The sequence below is a fragment of the uncultured Marinobacter sp. genome (assembly GCF_963974375.1).
Lineage (GTDB): Bacteria > Pseudomonadota > Gammaproteobacteria > Pseudomonadales > Oleiphilaceae > Marinobacter.
The window spans coordinates 1-15,223 of sequence record NZ_CAXBDN010000087.1; the positions used below are offsets into that span (position 1 = coordinate 1).

The window sequence follows — 15,223 nt, forward strand, 5'->3', positions numbered from 1 at the left end:
GGACGGCTCGTTCGCCAACCAGGTGCTGGCGCAGATGTATCTGTTCGAGCGCAAGTTTGCCGACCTGCCGGAAGAAGCCCGCGCCAAAGGCATCTACGTTGAAGTGCTGCCCAAGCATCTCGATGAGGAAGTGGCCCGTGCCATGGTGGAAGGTTTTGGTGGCGTGATCACCCAGATGACGCCGGAGCAGGCCAAATACATCGGTGTACCGGTCGAAGGCCCGTACAAGCCGGAAAGCTACAAGTACTGATTCGGAAACACAGATGGAATCGCAAAAACAGTTCAAACGCCGCTTCAGCTTCGAGTTTTTCCCGCCCAAGACCGACCAGGGCAAGGAAAAACTCCAGCTGGTGAGGAATCAGCTGGCGGAGGTGAACCCGGATTTTTTCTCGGTCACCTTCGGCGCCGGCGGCTCGACCCGGGACCGCACCATCGAAACTGTGCTGAACCTGCACAAACAGGGCATCTCAACCGCTCCGCATCTGTCCTGCGTTGGCGGTACACGTAAGGAGATCGCAGAGCTACTGGATATCTACCGGGAAGCCGGGGTCAACCGCATCGTCGCCCTGCGGGGCGATATGCCGTCCGGCATGGGTGCTTCCGGTGAGCTGCGCTACGCCAACGAGCTGGTGAGCTTTATCCGTGAGCACAGCGGCGATCATTTCAATCTGGAAGTGGCGGCCTATCCGGAGTTTCATCCCCAGGCCCGCAATGCAGAAGACGATCTGAAAAACTTCGCCCGCAAGGTCGAGGCTGGCGCCAACAGTGCCATTACCCAGTACTTCTTCAACGCGGACAGCTACTTCTACTTTATTGATCGTCTGGAGAAGATGAACATCACCCTGCCGGTGGTGCCGGGTATCATGCCCATCGTCAACTTCTCCAGCCTGGTGCGCTTCTCTGACATGTGCGGTGCAGAAATCCCCCGCTGGATCCGCAAGCAGCTGGAAGCCTACGGTGATGACTCCGACAGCATCCGCAAGTTCGGCGAGGAAGTGGTGACCCGCATGTGCGAGAAGCTACTCAGGCAAGGCGCGCCCGGACTGCATTTCTATACCCTGAACCAGGCAGAGCCGAGCCTCAGCATCTGGAAGAACCTGGGTATCAATGAGAGGGAAAAGATCGCTTTCTGACTGGACGTCTTTGTGTCGGATTTGGGCTGAAAGGCTGTAATCCGACACTCAACCTCTCTTCCCCACTCCCTCCAACCATTTGATTTCCTTTACTTCTCCGCCCTGTGTTCTAAAGTGTAATTATTGCAGTTCCACTTACCGCCCCCGGTTGTGATGGGTTTGATCAGCCTCCATTTTCGGCGCATCCCACCGGTTGAATGGGCGCAACGAGAAGAAAAAGGAGATTGTATGAGCACCCAATGGCTTAAGACCGTTTGCGCAACACTCGCACTCACCTTTGCAGCGGGAACCACCAACGCAGAGACGCTGCGCGTGGTCACCGACCCAAGCTTCGTGCCTTTCGAGATGATGGATCAGGAAACCGGCGAAATGATCGGTTTTGATATGGATATTATCGCCGAAGTAGCCAAGCGTGCCGGTTTCGAATACGAACTGAACACCATGGATTTCAATGGCATTATCCCGGCCCTTCAAACAGGTAATGTGGATATCGCCATCGCCGGTATCACCATCACCAGGGAACGCGCGGAAATCGTCGACTTTTCAGATCCGTATTACGATTCCGGCCTACGTATTCTGGTGCGCCAGGACAACAACGACGTGAAAGAAATTGGTGACCTCGAAGGCAAGAAAATCGGCACCAAAATCGGCAGCACAAGTTACGACTTCCTGACCCAAACCCTTGAAAATGACAGCGGTGTAACGCCCTACCCGGGCAGCTCCGATATGTACATGGCCTTGATGTCCCGCGCAGTGGATGCGGTTTTCTACGATGCTCCCAATGTCGGCTACTTCGCCAGCACCAGAGGTGAAGGCAGTGTAAAAACTGTCGGCGAGCTGTACGAAGGCCAGCAGTATGGCATTGCCCTCAAGAAAGGCAGCACGTGGGTGGATGGTGTAAATGAAGCACTGGCCTCCATCAAGGAAGATGGCACTTACAAGGAAATCTTCGAGAAATGGTTCGGCCCCATGCCGGAAGACAAGTAGAACTGAAAACCACAGCCGGGGTGCACGACATCCCGGCTGGCAAATCCCCACCCAACGGAGACTTCCACTGTGGAATTCCAGTTTGAGTTTGACTGGCAGGCCGCCATAGACTCGATTCCTTTCCTGCTCAAAGGTATTCCCTACACTCTCCTGATTTCATTCGGCGGCCTTGCCATCGGCTTTGTTCTCGGCATTATTTTCGGCCTTCTGAGCATCAACAAAAGGTGGTTCCTTCGCTGGCCGGCCACGGCGTACATCGAAATATTTCGCGGCACCCCGATACTGGTGCAGGTTCTGTTCATTTTCTATGGTCTGCCAGAGCTGGTCGGCGGGCCCATTGACCCGCTGACAGCAGGCATTGCCGCCATCGCACTTAACTCCGGGGCTTATATTTCCGAGGTTGTCCGGGGCGGCGTCCAGTCCATCGATAAGGGGCAGACCGAAGCCGGCCTGTCACTTGGCCTGTCGCGATCACAGACCTTCTGGTCAGTCATCTGGCCCCAGGCCTTCCGGCGCATGATTCCGCCCCTGGGCAACCAGGCCATCGTGAGCATCAAGGATACTTCGCTGTTCTCGGTTATCGGTGTCGGAGAGTTGGTCCGCCAGGGCCAGGTATACATTGCCAATACATTTACGGCCTTCGAGGTCTATTTCGTGGTGGCACTCATGTACCTGGCAATCACCCTCTCTCTCTCACTCATGCTCCGCCTGATCGAGCGACGCGGACTGGCTTCTGTCTGAAGGAAGGTACCCATGACACAGATCGTGCAAATGCGGGGTTTGAACAAATATTTCGGTACCCTGCATGTCCTGAAGGAAATTGACCTGACCGTTGAAGCCGGCGAAGTCGTTGTCATCATAGGCGCCAGTGGTTCCGGCAAGTCCACCCTCATCCGCTGCGTCAATGGCCTTGAAGAATTCGAATCCGGAAAACTGATAGTGGATGGAAACGAGCTCACACCAAAAAGTGGCAATCCCAAGGCCCTGTCGGAGATTCGCAAGGAAGTAGGCATGGTGTTCCAGCAGTTCAACCTCTTCCCACATCTTACAGTGAAGAAAAACATCATGCTGGCCCCCATGAAGGTCAAGGACGCCCCCCAGCCCATTGCTAACGCCACTGCGGAACGGCTGCTGAACCGTGTAGGCATTGGCAGCCAGGCGGACAAATACCCCAGCCACCTCTCTGGCGGCCAGCAACAGCGAGTAGCTATCGCCCGTGCCCTGGCCATGGAACCGCGGCTGATGCTATTCGACGAGCCCACTTCGGCACTGGACCCGGAAATGATTGGCGAAGTGCTCGACGTAATCCGCGAACTGGCCAAAGAAGGTATGACCATGATGGTGGTCACCCACGAAATGGGCTTCGCCCGCGAAGTGGCCGACCGGGTGATCTACATCCACGAAGGCCAGATCGTGGAGGAAGGCAGGCCGGCGGATGTGTTCGACAACCCGCAGAATGAGCGCACCCAGGCGTTTCTGAGCCGGGTTTTGTCGCACTGAGCAATCGGAGCCCCCGAAACCGTGTTTCGGTCAGAGGCCAGACGCCTCTGCGCTCACTGTATAGCGCCAGGACGACGGGATAAAAAAAGCCGCTCCTCAAGGGAGCGGCCAAAAGGAAGGCACACGTCACTTTTAACGTTACTACGCTAGAACTCTGCTAAAACTCTGCTAACTCGCTTTACCAACCACCTTCTGGAGAGGTGTGCTTGCGGGAGTCCAGGTCCCGCATCCCGCACTAACGAACTAACGAACTACTTTTCGGGACACCTCCAGATAAGCCTCACCCTGCTTCTTGACGGTTTGCGGATCATTGCTTTCGGAAGCGATATGAACTTCTTCCAGCGTCTCAGCCAGCAACTCAAACTCCTCACTGACCTTGCCCAGTGCGTTTTCCAGAGTGTAGGTCAACTGATGGACTTCGTTCATGGCTTCCGGGGTCAGCTCACCCTGGAGCACCTCCGCCAGCTTGTCGTTGTATTCAGAGAAGTTGGCGACGGCTTCATCCAGGGTATTGGCCGGAAGTCCCTTGTAATGGTCTGGCCGTTCAGCGTGAACCATTGCAGATGAAAACAGTGTGGCAACCGTGGCCATGGCAATCAGTGAACGCTTCATATTGAACTCTCCTTGGTGAATCGTAATGCGAATCTATATTAAATGGGATTTTATGTCTAATGACATTTATTACTTTTAAAGACCGAATCAGACACTGCTGATGCGGGAACCGGTTGACACTTGCGGCTCACGCTTTGCCAGCAAATCAAGCCGCTCAGACCAGTATCGGATGCTCTGCGGGTCTTCCTGATGGACCTGGACCATGTCCCAGTAACGCCTTGACCCCAGGTCGGAAAACGCCTGAGCCACGGCATAGCCAAAACCACAGAACTGGGGATAGCTGCGGTCACCCAGCGCCAGAATTCCATGGCCGCAGCGCGCAAAGCCCTCGGGCAGGCCGCCTTCTGCAAGCCATTCGGCTCCCGTTCTGGGTGCATCGCCCTGCCCCGTGGTGCTGGCAATGACCAGCACCCCCTGCCCCGGAACATCCTGGTTTCGAAGCTCATTCAGTTCGGTGACGGCTACCTTGAAGCCAAGCTTGCGGAGGTGCCCTGCCGTTTTACCAGCCAGCTTGCGAGCGGTTCCGGTTTCGGTTGCGAAGGCCACCAGAAAGTCCACCGCCCCGGTAGCCCCTTGCGTGGCTGATGGCGCCAGGGCCCGCATTGCCAGCCAGCCGTACACCACCAACAGCACAGTGGCCCAGACTCGGTTGGTGATGCTGGCCGAGTCCAGTTGCCAGATGGCAATCAGCACCAGCAGCCACACCAGCTGCGCGATGTGCTTCCAGCTCACAGGGGCAGCACCTCCAGGGTGGCGCTGTAGCCCAGGCGGCGTTCACCGACCTGCGGCAACTTGCTCGACGTTTCCACCTGAGTTTCCAGCCAGTACATCCCCGGATGGGTCCAGTCAATACGGGCGATGCCTTCGGCATCTGTCGTTATCACGCGTTCCTCGACCTGGTCCCGGTAACGGATGCCCTCACGAATCAGGGTAATATCCAGTTCTTTGGCGGGCTCGCCATCTATGGTGAAACGGAACTGGGCCTGCTCACCGACAAACAGGTCGTTGGGATGAGTCAAGGGCACCAGCTCAAGACCCTGCCCGACAGGCTTCAGTGTTTCGAAACTGGGCGCGCCCCGGGTCACAAAAACCTGCATACGACGCTGGCTTTCGGTCAGCTCCAGATCCTTCGCATCAGCCGGCAGCTCAGTCAGGGTGTCGAGGCTGCCACGCCAGCGTTTGGCCTCGCCGTTCAGGTTGTAGCGACCAAACAGTCCGTCATTGCGGATCTCCACGGTGTAGGTGCCTTCCTGCGTCAGTTCCACATCGAACACCGACCGGTAACGGGTTTGCGCCTGGTTCTGAGGCTCCAGACCGGCACCATCCGGCGCCTTGACGATCAGGCCATCCAGCCCCAGCGGGTGATACTCGAAATAGAAGATGCTGTTGGAAACCGCAGCATCCACCGTGACCCAGACGTTTTCCCCGGACAGTACGGTTGCCGATGGCAGCATCCAGGCCCGGTGAGCATGACCGGTGGAGGCCGCTGTGAGGCCGAGGACAAGGCAGGTGGCAGTAAGCAGGGTGTTCCGTTTCATAAAAACTCCGTTGGGATTGTCGGTTTGGTTACTCAGGATCGTGATTGAAGCAAGCATTCAGCAGGCTCACGGCTTCAACTGAAGCCGGACGTCGCCCAACTCGTATTCGCCCTGGCCAGTGACGGTCCGGGCGCTGGCTACAGGCCAGGCAAAAGCCAGCTCAACCAGCTCCCGCCCTCCTACCTCACGAGCGGCTTCGATCATGATCCGGTACTGGCCCGGCTCAAGTTCCGCCAGAACCTGCCCGGCATTGGCGAGGGCAACCTGATGTACGCCCGGGGCACGGGTGGCACCGGTAAAGCCGTCCACCGGAAACGACAGCTGGCGACCACTGCGGCGCCACCACAGGCGCATGTCCTTGAGCCAGCTTGTGCCCTCGTTATTGCGCAGCTTCAGGTCGTACCAGAGTGCGAAATCCGCCAGATGGCGGCCCTGGTCATTCTCCAGCCACACCGCCACATAGGGGCGGTGATACTCCGCCACCGGCAGCTGGGGAATTTCCAGCTCCAGCGAAACCTCAGTCGCCGTTACAGCCCCCTGCGACAGCAGACCAACGGCAGCAATAAGGGGTACCAGTGAAGGTCTTTTCATGACGTCTCCTCAGTGAACCAATAACAACAGAAGTAGCAGCGGTACCAGGACACCCAGACCGGTCACCGGCCAGACGCCCCGGCGTTCGCTGGCGTGCAGCGCGAGAATCCCAAGTCCGGTCAGACAGAACACCAGACTGACCACCGCAAACACATCGATGAACCAGCGCCAGGCCGTGCCGGTGTGGCGGCCTTTATGCAGGTCATTCAGCCAGGAAATCCAGCCCCGGTCGGTGCTCTCCCAGATCAGCTCGCCCTCGGGCAGCAGGATATTGAGCCAGGCATCCCCGCCAGGACGGGGCCTGGAGAAATACAGCTCATGGTCTGACTGCTCCATGGCGGCCCCCCGCACAGAAATCTCAAGCTCGCGATCAAGCCAATGATGGAAGGACTCAGGAAGCCCGGAAGCCCGGTCAGTTTCCAGCAGAGCCTCCGTGAGTTCCGCTGGCAACCGCGTTTCGATCACCGACAACTGCGGACTGGCTGAGATATCGGCGGCATGATTCAGGGTGATGCCCGAAATACTGAAAAACAGCATGCCGAACAGAGCCAGCGCCGAGCTCACCCAGTGCCATCGAATCAACTGGCGCAGCAACACACTGCGGCCCGATATACCCCTGGATGGCTGGCGCGAGGCAGAGTCCGTCATCCCCTTCTCCCTGAAAACTGGATTGAAATGCTCTCGATGGAAGCAATCCTAAACCTTTTTAATTCTCATTTGCAAATCATTATCATTTGGTTAAGAATCCGCAACTCAGGTCTGTCTGAGGTCGATCGCCACAGGTCGGGTTCAGGCTTGTTTCGCTGACAGCTACAAGGATTCGCTATGAAGTTTCAATTGCTTACCGCAGCTGGTGTTGCTCTGTTGGCAGCTCCGCAACTCTGGGCGCAGAGTCACTCGCCCCATGTCATGGATACGCTGGTGGTCAGTGCCTCCGGCCTTGAACAAAAAGTTGTGGACGCGCCCGCTTCCATTACCGTGGTCACAGCGGAAGAATTGCGCCAGAAGCCCTACATGACCCTGCTGGACGCTGTGAGAGAGGTGGAAGGTATTGATGTCGGCGAAACGACGGATAAAACCGGCCAGGGGGGCATCAGCATTCGGGGTATGGGGGCGGATTACACCCTGGTGCTGATTGATGGCAAACGGCAGAACAATATCGGTGACCTGTACCCCAACAACTTCGGAGGCAACCAGTTCAACCATGTGCCTCCACTGGAAATGATTGACCGGATCGAAATCATCCGCGGCCCCGCCTCAACCCTTTACGGCGCCGAGGCCATCGGTGGCGTTATCAACATCATTACCAAAAAAGTCGGAGATCGCTGGAACGGCAGTATTACCCATAGCCGTACCATCGAGACCAACAGCAATTTCGGTAATGACCGGACCACGGAAATCGCCGTCTCCGGTCCGCTGATCGCCAATCGTCTGGGCATCGGTTTACGGGGCAGCCTCTATAACCGTGACGCCTCCAGCCCGCAATTCAACCCTCAGGTTGCGCCCGATGGCACCGTATTCGACCGCAGCCTCGGCTTTGGCGGCGGCGGTCGCACCGTGGACAACGAGAGCCACACCCTGGGCACGACCCTGTCCTGGCGATTCACTCCCGATCACAGCCTCACCTTCGATTACGACACTTCAGAGCAAACCTACGACAACCGGCCTCAGGAAGGATCCAATCCACTGGGCACAACCGATTCGGTGGACCGTCTGCCCCGGACCGGCTATTACGACGATCAGGAATTCACCAGAGACCAGTATTCGGTAGCCTATGAGGGCGACTGGAACTTTGCCCGCAGCAACATCACCCTGCACCAGATAAACACCAACAATAACGGTCGCACCCTGCCGTTAACTGCAGTGGAACGCCTTGAATACCTCGACCTGGTTAATGGCGGCGCTACCGACGACCAGCTGGCTGCCGCGTTTCTGCCACGACCAAAGCGTATCCTGGAAACCCGCCAGACTACCCTGGACGTCAAACTGGACTCCATGGTCGGTGACCACTGGCTGGTTTATGGCGGACAGTACCTGGACGCTGAAATGGAAGACGGCACCTTCGGCATGAGCGGCACCGGCTTCCGCTCCGGCGAGATTCAGCCTCACCGGCAATGGGCCCTGTTCGCCGAAGACAACTGGGACATCACCCGCAGCGTGACCCTGACCGCCGGTGTCCGCTACGACTACCACAATATTTTTGGTGGCAACACCAGCCCAAGGTTGTACGGCAATTGGGAAATCAGCCCTGAATGGACCCTGAAAGGTGGCATCAGTACCGGGTACAAGGCACCGAAAGCCAACGACCTGTACCCCGGTATTACCGGTTTTGGCGGCCAGGGTACCAGCCCGTTTGTTGGTACTCCGGAATTGACCCCGGAAACCAGTGTGAATAATGAAATTGCCATCTACTACAGCCATCCGGATCGTCACAACTTCAACGCCACGGTGTTTCACAATCGCTTCCGTGACAAGATCGAGCGTGGTGGCACCACTCTCCACTGTGACGATCCCGGCGTTGAGTCCGGAGCAGGCTGCGCCGATCTGGGAGCCGAGTGGTTTGAGCTGCTGGGCGAGGGCTACACCTTCAACCAGCAGGAAAACATCGACCGGGCCGATATCCTCGGTGTCGAGCTGGCCGGGCGCTACTATGTTCTCGACAACCTCTGGATACGTGGCAATTACACCTTTACCGACTCCGAAATCAAAAGCGGTAGCAACAAGGGCGAGCCGCTGTCCGGAAGTGCCCGTCACATGGCCAACAGCAGCGTTCACTGGCAGTTCCTGCCGGGCGCCAGTGTTTACCTGACGGCGGAATATCGTGCCAAACGCCGGCACGAAGCGCCCCGCAACTGGCCTGATGATGTTGCCTTGCCGGAGTACTACAAGGCCTACACAATCTTCCACCTGGGGGGCAGCTACCGGGTAACGGATAACCTTGAGATCACCGCCAGAATCAACAACCTGCTGGACGAGGACTTCACCGATTATCAGACAGCCTTCACTACCGATGACGGCGGCGTCACCTGGACACCCAACTACATTGATGATTACAACGTAAAAGCCAAAGCCCGAAACTACTGGCTGTCGGCCTCCTACCGGTTCTGAGACCAGACTCAGGTCGGTGAAATGAGTCCGGGCGAAGGGAACGGTGTCCCCCTTGCCCCTTCCCCCGGACGCGCTGTTAACTGTAATATCCCCACAGGTTAACAACGCACTTTTCCCGATACCGGAGCCCGCCATGCGCAACGCTGATTTAGTCGCCCGTGACCTGAAGTCGGTCTGGCACCCCTGCACCCAGATGAAAGACCACGAAACCCTGCCGCTGATCCCCATCAAGCGCGGTGAAGGCGTTTGGCTGGAGGACTTCGAGAACAACCGCTATATCGATGCTGTCAGCTCCTGGTGGGTCAATATTTTCGGTCATGGTAATCCACGGATTAACCAGGCCATTCGTGATCAGATCGAAAACCTTGAGCACGTCATTCTGGCCGGTTTTACCCACGAACCGGTGGTAAACCTGTCGGAACGACTGATTGAAATAACGCCCAAGGGGCTCAACAAGTGCTTCTACGCTGACAATGGCTCATCGGCCATCGAGGCAGCCTTGAAGATGAGCTACCACTACTGGAAGAACCACGACAAGCCTGCCAAGAAAAACTTCGTCAACCTCAGCAACAGCTATCACGGCGAAACCCTGGGCGCACTGGCCCTGGGTGATGTTGCCCTGTACAAGGATACCTACCAGCCCCTGCTGATGGAGGTGCTGACCGCGCCCTCACCAGACGCCTACAACAAGGAACCGGGCGAAACCGACGAAGCCTATGCCCTGCGCCAGTTTGAGGCCATGGACAAACTGCTGGCCGAAAAACACGACGAAATCTGCGCCGTTGTGGTGGAGCCGTTAATCCAGTGTGCCGGTTCCATGCGCATGCACCACCCGGTGTATCACACCAAACTGCGTGAGGCCTGCAACAAGTACGGGGTCCACCTGATCGCCGATGAAATTGCCGTAGGCTTTGGCCGTACCGGCACCATGTTCGCCTGCGAACAGGCCGGCATCACCCCGGACTTCATGTGTCTGTCAAAAGGCCTGACCGCAGGTTACCTGCCGCTGTCGGTGGTGCTGACCACGGATAACGTCTACGAGGCTTTCTACGATGACTACGAAACCCTGCGGGCTTTCCTCCATTCCCACAGCTACACCGGCAACCCCATTGGTTGTGCCGTCGCCCTGGCGACCCTGGATATTTTCCGGGACGACGACACCGTCAACGCCAACCGCAGGCTCTCCACCTGCATGGCGGATTCCGTTGCCCACCTGGCCGACCACCCCAATGTGGGCGATATTCGCCAGTGCGGCATGACCCTGGCCATAGAAATGGTAAAGAACAAGCAGACCCGCGAACCCTTTCCCTGGCAGGAGCGTCGCGGCATCAAGGTCTATCAGCACGCGCTTACCCGCCAGGCACTGTTACGACCATTGGGAAATGTGGTTTACTTCATGCCGCCTTACGTCATCACTGAAGACCAGATCCGGCATCTGGCGCAGGTGGCCACCGAAGGCATCGAGATTGCCGTCAAAGGCTGACCATCGCAAACCAGGAACCGGATACCGTGCGCAACCCGAGAATCTATACGCCCGAAGCCCTCGCAGCCGGCGTCACCCTCGCTCTGGACGAGACTGCGGCTCATCATGTTGGCAAGGTGCTGCGGATGCAGCCCGGGCAGCCGCTGGTGCTGTTCAATGGCGATGGCAATGACTACCCTTCCGAGCTTGCGGAGGTGGGCAAGAAATCGGTAAGCGCGCAGATTCTGGATGCCGTGCCAAACCGGACGGAATCGCCTCTGCGGATCGTGCTAGGGCAGGTCATCTCCAAGGGTGACCGCATGGACTATGCCGTCCAGAAAAGCGTTGAGATGGGTGTCGATACCATCGTGCCACTGACCAGTGAGCGCTGCGATGTCCGCCTGAAGGGCGATCGCGAGGACAAGCGGGTCAGGCACTGGCAGTCCGTCGCCATCAGTGCGGCCGAGCAGTGCGGGCGCGCCAGGGTACCCACGGTTGAGCCGGTGCAGTCTCTGGATGACTGGTTTCATTACAGCGCACACTGTGACTGCAGGCTGGTGCTCCACCACCGCACCACACAGGCGCTGGGCTCCCTGGCAACGCCGGCACAGGGCGTCGCCCTGCTGATCGGCCCCGAAGGCGGCCTGACAGCCGAGGAGATTCAGGCTGCAGAAGCGGCCGGTTTTCTCGCTACGGCCCTGGGGCCCCGGGTACTTCGCACCGAAACCGCGCCGGTAGCAGCGATGGCGTTGTGCCAGTGGCTGTGGGGCGACGGCCAGTAACCTGTCTTGTCTTTCTGGCAGTCAGGGAGGCAACTTGTTGTTACACTGTTATAATTCCCGAAAGCGGCCTTCAGACTGATTGTTATCGACAGGGCTGCCCCCAATTCATTCACCCCGGGCACCCGCAAGGAGAACTTCCGAATGTCAGGTTTCCTGTCCTGGATTTCAGGCAAGTTTCAGAGAAACCGGTTTGCTTCGGGAAGTGCCGCTGGCTCACACATTCTTGAGCACCGGTCCCGGTTGCTCAATGCCGCCCAGATTGACCGCAATACCGAAGATGAAAGCCACCGGGAACCCCTGCAAAAACTGGAAGAACATCTGTTTTGCTGGCTACTGGACGCCAGCCCGCGTCAACTGGATGAGCCTTCACCCCATGCCGGCAAGGTGCTCAAAGAGCTCCGGCGCAGGATTGAGCAGGGCGAACTGGAGGAACTGCCACGCCAACCGCTGACACTGCCCACCCTGATGAGGACGCTCTCTACCGACACTGCCAGTCGCAAAGAGGTGACCACCATTATCCTCAGCGATGCCTCCCTCACCGATCAGGTGCTGCAGGTGGCCAACAGCCCCTATTTCAAGGTGGGCGATCAGCCGGTGGAATCGGTAGATCAGGCGGTGTTCCTGCTGGGACTTGATGGTATTCGTAATGTGGCGTCAGCCTCTGTGATGAGGCCCATGCTGGCAGCCCGCAACAGCAGCGAAGCGCTGTTTGCACAGCGGGTATGGCGCTGGGGCCTGACCTGTGCCCGCTCCGCCGAACTGATTGCCCTGACCCAGCGCCAGGACAGCACCAGCTATTTCATGGTGGGTCTGTTACCCGCTCTGGCGTACATAACCTTGCGCCGGGAAGTGCAGAGGATATACCGGAAAAAACTACCCGATGCCCAACCCACGGCTGCGATTCTTCACGAAGTCTTACGTCGCTTCGACTGGACTACTGCGCAGAAAATAGCGGAAGCCTGGAACCTGCCGGTACGCTACCACTCCCTGCTGCTGACGGCCGAGCGTCCGATGCCCGGAGAAACCAGCACGCCGCTGAACGACGGCATTATCCTGGGGACGCGGGAAGTGCTCCGTCACGCCCACCAGCGCAACCTTTCAGACGAAGAGCTGCGCAGCCTGCTGTCCCTGGACGACAATCAGTTTGCCAAAGTCCGGCTGATTCTTTCACGACTGCTGGATGAAGGCCTAAGCGCCAACTGATCCGGGCTTGTCATGCCCTGCTCTCAGCAGCTCGGCAAACGTCCGGTCATTGACATCCGTGAATGCGGTATCCAGCTCCGGGGGCAAGACTCGCGGTAACCGGCGCAACACCCGTTCCTCATCGCAACGGACAGCCTTGAGTACATCGCCAACGCTGATCAGGTCCAGATCCTTGCCGGGTATCAGCAGATCTCCGGTGGGGCCTGCCAGGCTGAGCAGGCCCTGTCGAATCAGTTTATCGGACATCATGCGGGTGATCTCACCGGGCACCCCCATCCGATATTCCAGATCTTCCTGCTGGGGGGCTTTTTCGCCCGCGGCAAAGGGCTTGCAAACCAGCCACATCAATACCAGCGCCACCTGTTCCTGAAGCTCCGGAGAGAGACTGACGTCCCGGTTCTTCGCAATGGCTCCCGGATTCTGGACATAGAATGCAATGCTGGAACCCAGCAATAACACCATCCAGTTGATATAGACCCAGATCAGCAGAATAATCCCGATGGCAAAGCTCGAATAGATGGCGGCGTATTTCGCAGAACCCGCCACAAAAGAGGCAAACACGATGGCCGCAGCCTGCCAGGATACGCCCGCGACCAGACCACCAATGAAGGCGTAGCGAAGCTTTACCCGGGTGTTGGGAATAAACACATAGACAAACGTGAACGCGCCCACCACCAGCATGAACGGCATCAGCCGGCTGAGAAGCAGAACAAGAGTGCCAAGGGGCTCGATTTCAATCAGCCGCTGCACCAGAGTGGAGGAGAAAATGGTCGCACTGATACCGATAGCAGAAACCATCAACAGCGGACCAATCATGATCACGCTCAGGTAATTGCTGAAGCGCTGTGTCACCGAGCGCATGTCCGGGACCCGCCAGATCATGTTGAAGGAGCGTTCGATCTTCTGTACCAGCGCCACCACGGTGTATACCAGTAACGCCAGGCCAACCGAGCCAGCACCCCCACCCGCATGTTATCCACAAACCCCAGAATCTGGTCCGCCAGCTGGGCACCCTGAGGCCCCAGGGGCTGCAGAAACTGATACAGAAACGGCTCCATCCGCTGGTGCACATCAAGGGCCTTGAGCACCGAAAAGCTGAGCGCCAGTAAAGGCACTATGCTCAGCAGCGTGGTGTAAACCAGGCTCATGGCATGGAGCGTCAGCTGCCCCCGCGCCAGATCACGAAACACCGCGTACAGGGTACGGCCGATTTTATACAACCAGGTCCAGGGCCAGCGCCTGGGTGGATCCGGGTTGAAAAGAATCCAGTTTTCTACCGCCTGCAGGCGGTCTTTCAGCTGAACTGCTGCCACAGGTGTTCCTTGTCCGTTAACGGGGCAGGGCCAGAAAGCCCGCTGCGACTGAGTATGGCGCAAATTGCCCCGGACTTGAAAGGGCGCTTCGGCCAGGGTTGTGGCAGCGCAACCGCGACAGAAACGATTCTGCCCACCGGGCAGAGCCTGAGCAGATAGAAATCAAAGAAGGATTGCACGGATCCAAATTAATGATGAGGCTTGAAAACCCAACCATTCCGCTGGGTTTTCAATTGCTTGCATTTACCGGTACATCGCCTGGTTGTTATTCAACCGAATCCATCCCTTGATGACCCTGTACAGAGTCCAGATCAGGTTGGCGACTATAACAATGTAACCCACAAACACGATCGCAAGTAGCGACCCGATTATTACCCAGAGCAAGCTGAACCAGAAGGTGCGAATCTGCCACCGGAAATGGCTTTTCGCAAGATCTCCCTGCAACTCATTACGCTGGATGTAATTCACAATCACGCCTGCGATGAACGTCAGCCCAACCACGAAGCCAATCGCCTGAAGGGCGTAAACAAGTGTCACTTTGCCCTTTTCGCTTTCCAGGCCGGCAGGCGAGACAGTACTCACTGTAGAATCGGTCATACCTTTAGTGTTCCACGTAATAGTTATGCATTGACTGGTGCACCGAATCTCTCATCAGTCGTGGTTGGCATAGCCAGGAAGACAATCAGAACAATCGCTCCAATCAACGGAACCAGGACGATGAGCTGCCACCAACCAGATCGACCTGTATCATGCAATCGGCGGGTTGCATAGGCAATGCTGGGCACAAGTAAAACAAGTGAAAATAGTGCAGTGAGCACTGGAAAACCGAGAAGCCCATCAACAATACTCAGAATGACGTAAGCAATCAGATAAAACAGAATAAACATCCAGTACTGGGTGCGAGTTGCCCGCCCCTGAAAGTTCGCATAGTTACGAAATGGAGCCTGTAAACCAAATTGTGTAACTGCCCACGACTGAGTAATCTTTTCAAAAG

16 protein-coding genes and 1 pseudogene are annotated in these 15,223 nt (G+C 57.2%); 9 read left to right on the forward strand and 8 right to left on the reverse strand.

The window, feature by feature from the left end:
- The 5 genes from AAC035_RS09330 to AAC035_RS09350 all read left to right on the forward strand — a co-directional run.
- Window positions 1-250: adenosylhomocysteinase (locus AAC035_RS09330; protein WP_339802965.1), on the forward strand; the 250-nt coding region annotated here is incomplete at its 5' end.
- 13 nt (window positions 251-263) lie between these two features.
- Window positions 264-1,133, forward strand: a complete 870-nt coding sequence (gene metF, locus AAC035_RS09335) for a methylenetetrahydrofolate reductase [NAD(P)H] (RefSeq protein ID WP_339802967.1) — start codon at window positions 264-266, stop codon at window positions 1,131-1,133.
- 228 nt (window positions 1,134-1,361) lie between these two features.
- Window positions 1,362-2,120 carry a transporter substrate-binding domain-containing protein gene (locus tag AAC035_RS09340; RefSeq protein WP_339802969.1) on the forward strand — a complete coding sequence of 253 codons (759 nt, stop codon included), beginning with the start codon at window positions 1,362-1,364 and terminating at the stop codon, window positions 2,118-2,120.
- Window positions 2,121-2,189: 69 nt separating this feature from the next.
- Window positions 2,190-2,861, forward strand: coding sequence for an amino acid ABC transporter permease (locus AAC035_RS09345; RefSeq protein WP_339802972.1), 672 nt, complete (start codon window positions 2,190-2,192; stop codon window positions 2,859-2,861).
- A gap of 12 nt (window positions 2,862-2,873) precedes the next feature.
- Entirely contained in the window at window positions 2,874-3,620 is a 747-nt protein-coding gene (locus AAC035_RS09350; protein WP_339802975.1) for an amino acid ABC transporter ATP-binding protein, read from the forward strand.
- A 243-nt stretch (window positions 3,621-3,863) separates the two neighbouring features.
- Here the strand turns inward: AAC035_RS09350 and AAC035_RS09355 are convergent, their stop codons facing one another.
- The 5 genes from AAC035_RS09355 to AAC035_RS09375 all read right to left on the reverse strand — a co-directional run bounded on the left by AAC035_RS09355 (window position 3,864) and on the right by AAC035_RS09375 (window position 7,009).
- Window positions 3,864-4,232, reverse strand: a complete 369-nt coding sequence (locus AAC035_RS09355; RefSeq protein WP_339802977.1) for a DUF6746 family protein — start codon at window positions 4,230-4,232, stop codon at window positions 3,864-3,866.
- An 87-nt stretch (window positions 4,233-4,319) separates the two neighbouring features.
- The gene (locus AAC035_RS09360; RefSeq protein WP_339802979.1) at window positions 4,320-4,964 is read right to left on the reverse strand and encodes a flavodoxin domain-containing protein; all 645 of its coding nucleotides are present in this window, start codon (window positions 4,962-4,964) and stop codon (window positions 4,320-4,322) included.
- Window positions 4,961-5,770 (reverse strand): DUF4198 domain-containing protein, encoded by an 810-nt coding sequence (locus AAC035_RS09365; RefSeq protein ID WP_339802981.1) that lies wholly within the window; start codon window positions 5,768-5,770, stop codon window positions 4,961-4,963. Before AAC035_RS09365 ends, AAC035_RS09360 begins: the two co-directional genes overlap by 4 nt.
- A 66-nt stretch (window positions 5,771-5,836) precedes the next feature.
- On the reverse strand, window positions 5,837-6,361 hold the full coding sequence (locus AAC035_RS09370) for a DUF2271 domain-containing protein (protein WP_339802984.1): 525 nt from the start codon (window positions 6,359-6,361) through the stop codon (window positions 5,837-5,839).
- A gap of 9 nt (window positions 6,362-6,370) precedes the next feature.
- Complete coding sequence (locus AAC035_RS09375) at window positions 6,371-7,009, reverse strand: PepSY-associated TM helix domain-containing protein (RefSeq protein WP_339802987.1); 639 nt, start codon at window positions 7,007-7,009, stop codon at window positions 6,371-6,373.
- 177 nt (window positions 7,010-7,186) lie between these two features.
- Here AAC035_RS09375 and AAC035_RS09380 point away from each other — a divergent pair, with 177 nt between their 5' ends.
- The 4 genes from AAC035_RS09380 to AAC035_RS09395 all read left to right on the forward strand — a co-directional run bounded on the left by AAC035_RS09380 (window position 7,187) and on the right by AAC035_RS09395 (window position 12,916).
- Window positions 7,187-9,469 carry a TonB-dependent receptor gene (locus AAC035_RS09380; RefSeq protein WP_339802990.1) on the forward strand — a complete coding sequence of 761 codons (2,283 nt, stop codon included), beginning with the start codon at window positions 7,187-7,189 and terminating at the stop codon, window positions 9,467-9,469.
- A gap of 133 nt (window positions 9,470-9,602) precedes the next feature.
- A complete protein-coding gene (locus tag AAC035_RS09385) occupies window positions 9,603-10,952 on the forward strand; it encodes an adenosylmethionine--8-amino-7-oxononanoate transaminase (RefSeq protein WP_339802992.1) in 1,350 nt (449 codons plus the stop codon).
- A gap of 26 nt (window positions 10,953-10,978) precedes the next feature.
- Complete coding sequence (locus AAC035_RS09390; RefSeq protein WP_339802995.1) at window positions 10,979-11,713, forward strand: 16S rRNA (uracil(1498)-N(3))-methyltransferase; 735 nt, start codon at window positions 10,979-10,981, stop codon at window positions 11,711-11,713.
- Between the two features lie 141 nt (window positions 11,714-11,854).
- A complete protein-coding gene (locus AAC035_RS09395; protein ID WP_339802997.1) occupies window positions 11,855-12,916 on the forward strand; it encodes an HDOD domain-containing protein in 1,062 nt (353 codons plus the stop codon).
- On the opposite strand, the pseudogene AAC035_RS09400 reads toward AAC035_RS09395, so the two are convergent.
- The 3 genes and pseudogenes from AAC035_RS09400 to AAC035_RS09410 form a co-directional block, all read right to left on the reverse strand.
- Window positions 12,902-14,229: pseudogene (locus AAC035_RS09400) on the reverse strand (YihY/virulence factor BrkB family protein). The gene AAC035_RS09395 and the pseudogene AAC035_RS09400 overlap by 15 nt on opposite strands.
- Before the next feature lie 243 nt (window positions 14,230-14,472).
- Window positions 14,473-14,826: a hypothetical protein gene (locus AAC035_RS09405; RefSeq protein WP_339803000.1), complete on the reverse strand. Its 354-nt coding sequence runs from the start codon at window positions 14,824-14,826 to the stop codon at window positions 14,473-14,475.
- A 23-nt stretch (window positions 14,827-14,849) separates the two neighbouring features.
- Window positions 14,850-15,223, reverse strand: a 374-nt coding sequence (locus AAC035_RS09410) for a DUF805 domain-containing protein (protein WP_339803002.1), incomplete at its 5' end; no start/stop codon positions are given.